Origin of the sequence: Bartonella bilalgolemi, from assembly GCF_023500045.1 — a bacterium.
GTDB classification, from domain to species: domain Bacteria; phylum Pseudomonadota; class Alphaproteobacteria; order Rhizobiales; family Rhizobiaceae; genus Bartonella; species Bartonella bilalgolemii.
The window spans coordinates 146,004-157,022 of the sequence record NZ_JAMCOF010000003.1; the positions used below are offsets into that span (position 1 = coordinate 146,004).

8 protein-coding genes, 1 tRNA gene and 1 pseudogene are annotated in these 11,019 nt (G+C 34.8%); 8 read left to right on the top strand and 2 right to left on the bottom strand.

Translation table 11 applies throughout. The features are described 5' to 3' along the window. Positions 1-131: 131 nt before the first annotated feature. Positions 132-2,555, top strand: a complete 2,424-nt coding sequence (gene lon, locus M4Z11_RS02955) for an endopeptidase La (RefSeq protein WP_249676031.1) — start codon at positions 132-134, stop codon at positions 2,553-2,555. Positions 2,556-2,787: 232 nt separating this feature from the next. After that, a complete protein-coding gene (locus M4Z11_RS02960) occupies positions 2,788-3,066 on the top strand; it encodes an HU family DNA-binding protein (protein WP_249676035.1) in 279 nt (92 codons plus the stop codon). Between the two features lie 508 nt (positions 3,067-3,574). Here the strand turns inward: M4Z11_RS02960 and trmFO are convergent. Continuing rightward, positions 3,575-4,957 (bottom strand): methylenetetrahydrofolate--tRNA-(uracil(54)-C(5))-methyltransferase (FADH(2)-oxidizing) TrmFO, encoded by a 1,383-nt coding sequence (gene trmFO, locus M4Z11_RS02965; RefSeq protein WP_249676038.1) that lies wholly within the window; start codon positions 4,955-4,957, stop codon positions 3,575-3,577. 178 nt (positions 4,958-5,135) lie between these two features. Between trmFO and M4Z11_RS02970 the strand changes: the two genes are divergently transcribed. The 6 genes and pseudogenes from M4Z11_RS02970 to glnA form a co-directional block, all read left to right on the top strand. Further along, positions 5,136-5,218 (top strand) — tRNA-Leu (locus tag M4Z11_RS02970). A 138-nt stretch (positions 5,219-5,356) separates the two neighbouring features. After that, positions 5,357-6,784 carry a trigger factor gene (gene tig / locus M4Z11_RS02975; RefSeq protein ID WP_249676041.1) on the top strand — a complete coding sequence of 476 codons (1,428 nt, stop codon included), beginning with the start codon at positions 5,357-5,359 and terminating at the stop codon, positions 6,782-6,784. A gap of 117 nt (positions 6,785-6,901) precedes the next feature. Further along, positions 6,902-8,401: an Asp-tRNA(Asn)/Glu-tRNA(Gln) amidotransferase subunit GatB gene (gene gatB / locus M4Z11_RS02980; RefSeq protein WP_249676044.1), complete on the top strand. Its 1,500-nt coding sequence runs from the start codon at positions 6,902-6,904 to the stop codon at positions 8,399-8,401. A 193-nt stretch (positions 8,402-8,594) separates the two neighbouring features. Next, entirely contained in the window at positions 8,595-8,993 is a 399-nt protein-coding gene (locus M4Z11_RS02985) for an NADH:ubiquinone oxidoreductase subunit NDUFA12 (RefSeq protein WP_249676045.1), read from the top strand. Between the two features lie 115 nt (positions 8,994-9,108). Next, complete coding sequence (locus M4Z11_RS02990) at positions 9,109-9,477, top strand: DUF2155 domain-containing protein (RefSeq protein WP_249676048.1); 369 nt, start codon at positions 9,109-9,111, stop codon at positions 9,475-9,477. A gap of 128 nt (positions 9,478-9,605) precedes the next feature. Beyond that, positions 9,606-9,956 (top strand): annotated as a pseudogene (glnA, locus tag M4Z11_RS02995) (glutamine synthetase); the annotation flags it as partial. Between the two features lie 212 nt (positions 9,957-10,168). Here the strand turns inward: glnA and M4Z11_RS03000 are convergent. Further along, a complete protein-coding gene (locus tag M4Z11_RS03000) occupies positions 10,169-10,930 on the bottom strand; it encodes a hypothetical protein (protein ID WP_249676051.1) in 762 nt (253 codons plus the stop codon). Between the last annotated feature and the right edge of the window lie 89 nt (positions 10,931-11,019).

The following is an 11,019-nucleotide window of genomic DNA, read 5'->3' on the forward strand; positions in this document are numbered from 1 at the left end:
ATATTTTGAACATGACAGCGTAATTACTTGATTTATTGGTCCATAGTTATCACTTCATTTATTGTAGAGAGTTGGCTTTTTAAAGGGTGACTTGTATTGTAAACGGGTTAGAGGCTCTAGAAAGGAAAAATATGCAATATATTGATGAAAAGACAGGCAAGGAGATAGAAGAGTTTTATGCTGTTTTGCCACTTCGTGATATTGTTGTCTTCCCGCATATCATTGTTCCACTTTTTGTAGGCCGAGAAAAGTCGATTTGTGCTCTTGAAAAGACAATGGTAATGGATAAACAAATATTACTAGTTACGCAAAAAAATGCTGCTGATGATGATCCAACTTCGGAAGATATTTATGATGTTGGTACCATTGCTAAGATTCTTCAACTTTTAAAGCTTCCTGATGGAACTGTAAAGGTTTTAGTTGAAGGTATTGCACGTGCAAAAATTAATCAATTTATTGAGAATGATGATTATCTTCAAGCTTATGTAACTATTACAGAAGAAACTAAGGATGAGGATGTTGAAATCAAGGCGCTTTCTCGATCGGTAATTTCTTATTTTGAAAATTATGTAAAACTAAATAAGAAAATTTCTCCTGAGATTGTCAGTGCTATTAGTCAGATTGATGATCCTTCTAAACTTGCTGATACTATTGCATCTCATTTAATTATTAAACTTGCAGAAAAACAAGAAATATTGACGTTATTGCCTATACGTAATCGTCTTGAGCGTGTACTTTCTTTCATGGAAGCAGAGATTTCTGTTTTGCAAGTCGAAAAGCGTATTCGTTCACATGTCAAACGGCAAATGGAAAAGAATCAACGAGAATATTATCTTAATGAGCAGTTAAAGGCTATTCAGAAAGAATTAGGAGCAGGTGATGAAGGGCAGGATGAATTATCTGAACTAGAAGAGCGTATTAGAAAAACTAAGCTTTCGAAAGAAGCACGAGAAAAGGCTGGGTCAGAACTCAAAAAATTACGTAATATGTCTCCCATGTCTGCAGAAGCGACAGTTGTACGTAATTATCTTGATTGGCTTTTAGCTATTCCTTGGAGCAAAAAATCAAAAATTAAAAATGACCTTAGTTTTGCTGAAAAAACTATGGATAATGAACACTTTGGTCTTGAAAAAGTCAAAGAGCGAATCATTGAATATTTAGCAGTGCAAAGCAGATCATCAAAAATACGAGGTCCTATTATTTGTTTGTTAGGTCCTCCTGGTGTTGGAAAGACATCACTTGCACGTTCTATTGCAAAAGCAACAGGTCGAGAATATGTTCGTATCTCATTAGGAGGTGTTCGCGATGAAGCTGAAATTCGTGGGCATCGTCGGACTTATATTGGTTCTATGCCTGGAAAAATTATTCAGTCTATGAAAAAAGCTAAAAAATCTAATCCACTTTTTTTGCTTGATGAAATTGATAAAATGGGGCAGGATTTTCGTGGAGATCCCTCATCAGCTTTACTAGAAGTTCTTGATCCTGAACAAAATGGTACATTTATTGATCATTATTTAGAAGTAGAATATGATCTTTCTGATGTTATGTTTATTACAACTTCCAATACACTGAATATTCCAGGGCCATTAATGGATAGGATGGAAATCATTCGCATTGCTGGTTATACTGAGTGTGAAAAAATGGAGATTGTTAAACGGCATCTTTTGCCAAAAGCATTAAAGGATCATGCTCTTTCTAAAAAAGAATTAAGTATTTCTGATGATGCAATAAGATCAATTATTCAATTTTATACGCGTGAGGCTGGTGTTCGAAATCTTGAGCGTGAGTTGATGAAAATAGCACGTAAATCAGTTACAAAAATTCTTAAAACTAATCAAAAGTTTATAGAAATTAGAAAAAACAATATTAATGATTTCCTAGGTGTTAAGCGTTATCGCTTTGGACAAGTTGATGGTGAAAATCAGATTGGTGTCGTTACAGGACTTGCTTGGACGGAAGTAGGTGGGGAACTGCTGACTATTGAAGGTGTTATGATGTCAGGTAAAGGTAAGATGACTGTGACTGGTAATTTGCGCGATATTATGAAGGAATCAATTTCTGCAGCAGCATCTTATGTGCGTTTTCGTGCTGTTGATTTTGGTATTGAACCTCCATTTTTTGATAAACGTGATATTCATGTTCATGTTCCGGAAGGAGCTACACCTAAAGATGGCCCATCAGCTGGGATTGCAATGGTAACAGCAATTGTTTCAGTGTTAACAGGAATACCTGTTTATAAGGATGTTGCTATGACTGGTGAAATTACTTTGCGTGGATGTGTGCTACCGATTGGTGGATTAAAAGAAAAATTGCTTGCGGCTCTTCGAGGGGGAATCAAGAAAGTACTTATTCCTGAAGAAAACGCGAAAGATCTAGTTGATATTCCCGATGATGTCAAAAATAATATGGAAATTATTCCGGTAACTCATATAAGTGAAGTTCTTAAACACGCTTTGATTCGTTTTCCTGAGGCTATAGAATGGACAGAGCCTTCTACAATATCTGAAACTGTTAAAACAGAAAGCGATAATGAGGGGATGTTAGTTGCGCACTGATTCACATTATGAGCTATAATTATGCTGTAAAAAGCAAATGAGAGCCATTTGGGAGTTATAATTTTATCTATTTTAGAGAAATAATAAAAAAAATTCCGTGAATAACTGCGATTATTTCTAAAAAAACAATGCGTTGAAGAAAAATAGCACTTCTGTTTCCTGTACTTTTCAATAAAATCACTCATAGTCGGTTAAATTTTATTATTCGGCAATATAGGGAAAGGAAATGTTAATGAATAAAAGTGAATTGGTTAATTCAGTTGCTGAAAAAGCAGGTATCTCGAAAGCTCAAGCTGGTTCTTCTGTGGATGCTTTTATCGCTTCTGTTACAGAAGCTTTAGCTTCAGGAGGTGACGTTCGTCTTCCAGGTTTTGGTTCTTTTGAAGTTTCTCATCGTGCTGCTACAAAAGGACGAAATCCTTCAACAGGTGCTGAAATCACTATTCCTGCACGTTCTGTGCCTAAATTTTCTGCAGGGAAAAGTCTTAAAGAAGCTGTTAATAACAAATAATTCAAACTATTTTTTAAAGAACCGGTTTATAAATAAGCCGGTTCTTTAGGAGTGCCTAGAAGTAGTTAGCACATGTTTGTGAGATATATTATTTTGCTTTGTGGATGAAAATGTAAGAGCTGTAAATGTCGGTCTATATAGCAGGAATTCAAGCAATGCTCGAGTATTTATATTAAAAAGTAACTGAGATATATCTATTTAATTATTTTTTATTATTATCATTCAAGCACGGTCATAGCTGTTTTTAGTTAATTGAGATAATGCACCTCTTAGATTTTTTGTGTAAAAAAGCATAGATGCTCTTACTTATATTTTAATATTGGTTAGTGTGTTGTTGAGAGTATCAATATCTATACAATCGCGATATTCTCTTCTTTATAGCAAAAAATGATACACACGTTAATAAAATGAATAATTTTAAAATATTTTTTAGCAATAATCCAAATTGTTTAATAAATCAAAAATTGGATTAGAAAATATTATATTATAACCAAATACAACGATTCAGTTAAAAGCTATTTTTTAACCATTGAATACAGTCGTTTAAAGCTCGCTCAATTATAGCTTGTTTTTTTTCTTTATGTGGTAAACTTTTTTCTAAAGGATTGGTGGAAATAATAGGTGGGAAAAGACCAAAATTGATATTCATTGGTTGAAAAGATCTTTTTCCTGTTTCGTTAGTAGCAATATGACCACCAGTAATATGATTCAAGAGAGCTCCAAATGCTGTAGTTTTTGGTGGCAGAGAAGGGCAAGTACGATTATAGTCAGCAGCAGCAAAACGTCCAGCAAGCAGTCCTATCGCTGCTGATTCTATATAACCTTCACAGCCTGTAATTTGTCCAGCAAAACGCAGTTGTGGTTTTTGTTTCAAACGAAGACTCTCATCAAGAAGGATTGGTGAATTGAGATATGTATTGCGGTGAAGACCACCAAGGCGTGCAAATTCTGCTTTTTCAAGACCAGGAATCATTCTAAAAATACGTGTCTGTTCACTATATTTCAGTTTTGTTTGAAAACCGACCATATTATAAAGCGTACCCAGTTTGTTATCTTGACGTAATTGTATAACAGCATAAGGTTTGATTGTGGGGTGATGAGTATTAGTGAGTCCCATAGGTTTCATAGGGCCATATCTTAGAGTTTCAAATCCGCGTTCAGCCATAACTTCGATTGGTAAGCATCCATCGAAATAGGATATGTTTTCAAATTCACGAAATTCTACTTTTTCTCCACTTATCAATGCTTGAACAAAAATTTTATATTGTTCTTGATTAAGAGGACAATTAAGATAATCTTTCCCCGTTCCCTCAGGACCAATTTTGTCATATCGAGATTGGTACCAACAAATATTCATATTAATACTTTCAGTATAAATAATAGGCGCAAGAGCATCAAAAAAAGAAAGCGCTTCTGTTCCAGTTATTGCTTGTATTTCTTGAGCAAATTTTGGTGAGGTAAGAGGACCAGTTGCAACAATAACATTATGCCAGTCTTCAGGAATCTCGTGAATTTCTCTGCGTTGTATGGTTATAAGGGGATGTTTTTCAAGTGTTTCTGTAATAGTTTTTGAGAATTCATTACGGTCAACAGCAAGTGCACCTCCAGCTGGCACTTTATTACTATCTGCAGCTTTCATAATTAAGGATTTGGCTAATCGCATTTCGGCATGTAAAAGTCCTACAGCATTTTTTGATGCATCATCTGAACGAAATGAATTTGAACAGACGAGCTCTGCAAGTTTATCTGTTTTATGAGCATCAGATTTTCTTTTTGGCCGCATTTCATGCAGGACAACAGGAATTCCTAATTGAGCAATTTGCCAACTTGCTTCACTGCCTGCAAGACCACCGCCGATAATATGGATTGGAGTTTTCAATTTATTTAACATGATTTACTTGTAGCGGAAGGAATGCTTTCTGAAAAGGATGAATTTCATCTCTATAATTTTGTGAAAAGAATTCTTTATTGAGTTAATAAAGGATACTCATTTGCTTTTTTTCTTTAATTGGTTGGAATTGAATGCTATAGAAACGCCGTTTACATGAATTTTTGGTTTATAAGTTTGAGCGGATGTGGCGAAATTGGTAGACGCACCAGATTTAGGTTCTGGCGGGAGACCGTGGGGGTTCGAGTCCCTCCATCCGCACCAAAATAATAGCTTTAAACACTACGGGTGTCTGTATATACAAGGTCCGTCTATCTAGATCTAACATTTAAGTGTTAGAATTATCATATTGTTATCAGGAGTAGGTTTATCCATCTCCTCAGAGAAAATAAAGGTTGTTCGATGCAGGTTACCGAGACGCTTAACGAAGGACTGAAGCGCGAAATTAAGATTGTGGTTCCGGTGAAAGATCTGGAAGAAAAATTAAACGAACGATTGGATGATACCAAAGGTAAGATCAAACTTAAAGGATTCCGTCCTGGTAAGGTTCCATCTGATCATCTCCGAAAAATGTACGGTAAATCTTTTATGGCTGAAATTCTTAATGAGATCATTAATAGTGCTCCGCGTTCTATTTTAGCAGAACGTAATGAATATTCAGCAACACAACCGCAAATTGATATAAATGAAGATACAAAAGTTATAGATGGTAAAGCTGATTTTGTTTTTAGTTTGAAGTACGAGGTTTTGCCGAAATTTGAGGTTAAAGACTTCAAAAATATTAAAATCGTTCGTGAAATTGCTGATGTACCTGAACAAGAAGTTGATGAGCAAATAACGCGCATTCTTTCTTCCACTCGTAGTTATTCGCAAAAAAATGGTCCTTCAAAGGAAGATGACCGCATAACAATTGATTATTTTGGGAAAATTGATGGCATTCCGTTTGATGGTGGTACTGATAATAATGCACAATTGATTCTTGGTTCGAAACAATTTATTCCCGGTTTTGAAGAGCAATTAATTGGTCTAAAAGCGGGCGATGTAAAAACAATTTCTGTTAAGTTTCCTGATGATTATAGTGCTACGCATTTAGCTGGCAAAAATGCAGAGTTTGATATCACTGTTAAAACTGTTTCTAAACCGGATGAATTGAAGATTGATGATGAAGCAGCAAAAAAACTTGGTTTAGAATCTCTTGATCGCTTACGTGAAGTCGTTCGTGGACAGGTTGAAAGTCGATATGGTTCTATGACACGTCAAAAAATTAAGCGACAAGTCCTTGATGCTTTAGACGCAGATTATAGTTTTGATATTCCTGAACAGCTTTTAGAGATTGAATTTAATAATATATGGAATCAGATTAATGAAGATTTAAAAAGGATGGGCAGAAGTTTTGAAGATGAAAATATCACAGAGGAACAAGCGCGAGAAGAATATCGCATGCTTGCGCAGCGTCGTGTTCGGCTTGGTTTAGTGCTTTCTGAAATTGGTACAAAAGTTGGAATTCAAATAAGTGAAGATGAATTAAAGGCTGCAGTTTTTGAACAGGTTCGCCAATATCCTGGACGAGAAAAAGAAATGATGGATTTTTTCCGCCGTACACCAGAAGCTGTTGCTAATTTACGTGCGCCAATCTTTGAAGAAAAAGTTATTGATTATTTGCTTACACAGATAGAAATAACGGATAAAAAAGTGACAATTGAAGAGCTAATGAGAGAATATGATGAATCAGATTTGACTGATAAAACTTCTGCCAAGAAACAATCAGCAGCAAAAGGAAGAGGTACAAAAAAGGCTTCAATTAAAAAGAAAAACCCTAAAACAAGTTAAAATTTATACCAATAAAATAATTCTGATAAATCATTTTATATGTATTCTAGACTTGCTCTGGTAATAGTTTTAGGTTAGCCATTGGATGTATTCTGAAATGTTGATAGTGAATTGATAATGAAAATCGTTGATACTCGTCTTCCTGATTCTAAGCATTTTATTTCTGGAGTTACAGGTAACTGGGAGGTTATTATTGGCATGGAGGTTCATGCACAAGTCATATCAAATTCAAAACTTTTTTCAGGTGCATCGACTAAGTTTGGTGCTGAGCCGAATAATCACGTGTCGCTTGTTGATGCAGCGATGCCTGGTATGTTGCCTGTTATTAATCAAGCATGTATTCACCAAGCTGTTCGAACTGGTTTAGGATTAAAAGCTAAAATTAATTTAAAATCCGTTTTTGATCGTAAAAACTATTTTTATCCAGATTTACCACAGGGATATCAGATTTCACAATTTCAGTATCCTATCGTAGGTGAAGGGAAAGTAGTTATATCTATTGGACCAGATTCGAATGGTCAGTTTGAGGATATTGAAATTGGGATTGAAAGGTTGCACCTCGAGCAAGATGCAGGAAAGTCTATGCATGACCAGCATCCAACAATGTCTTTTGTAGATCTTAATCGCTCAGGTGTAGCTCTTATGGAAATTGTTTCGAAACCAGATATGCGATCATCAGAAGAAGCAAAAGCCTATATGACAAAATTGCGTACGATTGTTCGTTATTTGGGTACTTGTGATGGTAATATGGATGAAGGCTCTATGCGCGCAGATGTAAATATATCTGTGCGCCGTCCTGGTGAGCCTTTTGGAACACGCTGTGAAGTTAAAAACGTTAATTCGATTCGTTTTATTGGCCAAGCAATTGAATATGAGGCACGTCGCCAAATTGCAATTTTAGAGGATGGAGGTATAATAGATCAGGAAACTCGGCTTTTTGATGCAATAAAAGGTGAAACACGATCTATGCGTTCAAAAGAGGAAGCATATGACTATCGTTATTTTCCTGATCCCGATCTTTTACCATTAGAGTTTGATCAGGAATTTGTAGACACTTTAGCTTCAGAGCTACCTGAATTACCAGATGATATAAAGGCACGTTTTATCAATGAAATGGGGTTAACTGCATATGATGCTTCTATTCTTGTAACAGAAAAAGCAATTGCAGATTATTTCGAAGAAGTAGCACATGGGCGCGATGGAAAAATGGTTGCTAATTGGGTAATCAATGACCTTTTAGGCGCTTTAAATAAAGATAATCGTGATATTGAAGATACTCCAATTACAACAGATCAGTTGGGAGCAATTATTGATCTTATCAAAGACGGAACTATTTCTGGAAAAATTGCAAAAGATCTATTTGAAATTGTTTGGAATGAAGGTGGAGATCCACATCAGATTGTAGAAAAGCGTGGTATGAAGCAGGTGACGGATGCAGGAGTTATTGAAAGAGCTGTTAATGAAATTGTCATCAATAATCCTGATAAAGTTGCCCAAGCACGAGAGAAGCCCGCTTTGGTTGGTTGGTTTGTTGGACAGGTAATGAAGGCAACAGAGGGAAAGGCAAATCCTCAAACCGTTAATAAATTGGTTAAAATTAAGCTTGGAATAGATTAATATATTCAGGATGGAAATTCTGTAAATATGATATTAACTTTTGATATAATTTATATGAGTTGACAGCTGGTTATTTAGTTCGACTACAATTAGAAACTCTGATAAGTTTCTTGCTTTTGATATTTTCAAATACCATAATAAATTTATTCTTGATAGAGTTATCTTATGGGCTTCCCAAGAAATAGGAGAAGAAATGTCTGGTTTTTTCAAGCAAATTTTTACATGGTGGAATGGTAATACTATTAATACACGCTTTTTTACATGGCGCCATGGTAAACGTATAGGAGAAGATCAGTTTGGTAATATTTATTATGAAGGCAGTCGCCATAAAGATGGTTATTTACGTCGCTGGGTGATTTATAAAGATTACTCTGAGGCTTCTAGTATTCCTCCAGGTTGGCATGGATGGATTCACCATCGTTGTGATATACCACCTACGGAAGAAAATTATCAGTCATATAGTTGGGAGAAATCGCATATTTTAAATATGACGGGCACAAGCGAAGCTTACCGACCAAAAGGATCTATTGCTTATAATCATGGGTATTTTTATGCTCGTGAGGATTATGATGCATGGTTACCTGAGGAGTAATGGGTGTATTGTTTTCTTTGTTATGTTTGTAATGATTTTTGTTAGGTGTGATTAATTTGATATTATGAAGTTTTTACGATCAAAAGCTAAGTATTTTTTTTATACTTATTTATTAATGGGGATAGCAGTTTTATTTACAGTTAGCTGTGTACAAGCAGAACGTGTTAGCAATGAAATTGTTATTTTTACAGGTCTTGATAAAATTACTGGTCAGGTTACTAGTTTTGAAGTCCATATCGGTCAGGTTTATCAATATGGTGCTTTGCAAGTAATACCGCGAGTGTGTTATACAAGTTCTAAAAATGAACCAGCTCGTACTACTGGTTTTGTCGAGGTTAATGAAATGACATTGGAGAAAAAGACACGGCGTATTTTTACAGGATGGATGTTTGCAGATAGTCCTGGCTTAAATGCCGTTGAGCATCCTATCTATGATGTATGGCTAAAAGATTGCAAAAAAAGTTCTGATACTCTTATACATTAATGATTGTTATCACTTTGTCGTGTCATTCAAAAATATGTGGTTATTTTTGTGGTTAACAAATAAGTGATTTATTTGTATTGTTAAATGTTAATTATCAAGCTAAGAAGCTATTTAAGTATAATAGTTATACGAAAGTAGTAGAAATTCGTTTTCCGGATTCAGCGTCGAATCCATATTTAGCATTTTCAGCACTTATTATGGCTGGTCTTGATGGTATAAAGAATAAGATTCATCCTGGCCCAGCTATGGATAAAGATCTTTATGATCTTCCCTCGAAAGAGCTCAAAAACATTCCTACAGTTTCCAGAAGCCTACGTGAAGCACTTGAATTTCTTGATAAAGACCGTGATTTTCTTAAATCTGGAGATGTTTTTGACGATGACCAAATTAATTCCTTTATTGAATTAAAACTGAAAGAAGTTCTGCGTTATGAAACCGCCCCTCATCCTGTTGAATTTGATATGTATTATTCTGTTTAATATACGAATGAAAGTTTTGTTTGATTTTCATGGAATACTGCATCAGCTATAATTAGACGATTATTTTTATATCAAATAGATTTTTATAGGGTGTGTTTATTAGGAATAAAAAATAATATAAATCATCTGAGATTGGCACTGAGAAGATTATTATTAAGAGCTTAGGTGATTTTTTTGGCAAGTATGGTTGTCTTATTTTTGTATTTTGAAGTTTAATAAGACATTTCTACATTTTGCTTTGATTCAGACATGAATTCATGGTGATTATCGAAAGGATTATAGTTTCCGTACTTTTTCTGCCACTGTATAGGATCAATAAAATCGCTGGACCAAAGGCCGATTTTATTGTTATACGCGTTTTGTTCAGCGCTTAGATATGTTGTTGGGATTGGGTATTTATTGTTTTTTGATATTATCAGCATACCTTCTGCAAGTCCTATTTCTGCTAGGTCAACTCCTTGCACAAAACACTGAGCATAGAGGGTTTCTTTTTCTATAGTAGTTTGCTTACAAGATAAGTTATGTCCTAGAGTTTTGGTAACCAGCCACGCTGTTGTGACAGCTCCACATGGCCATTCTTGGTTATTTAATTTTGCTTTTTGACGGGGTGCACATGTATCTACACCATATAAGTGAATATTTCTGACGATAGGTTTATGTTGAGACTTTTCAGGAGAGGTTATTAATTTGAATGTGACACCGCTGGTAACAGATGCTATACCATTAAACATATCTTCATAATTGTTTGAAGCACTATTAATCCAATTGAGATTTAGTTTATTATCTTTTAATTTTTTTTGAATACTTGCTTCATAGTTCTTATTTTGTTCAAGATACATATTCATTGTATCTTGGTTTTCTTGCATTTTTAATGGTTCGAGAATATCTAAATTTGCTTTGTTCTGATTTTGGCTTATTATCCATATTCCTATAGAACAAACAATGTAGACAATAATAATCGGTTTAAATCGCATTCACCCAATCCTTATTGTTTTTATATCCTATAAATTTTTTATGCATCTCTGCTTTTCTCCTAATTCTCAAGAGAAAGTTTCAACAGTAT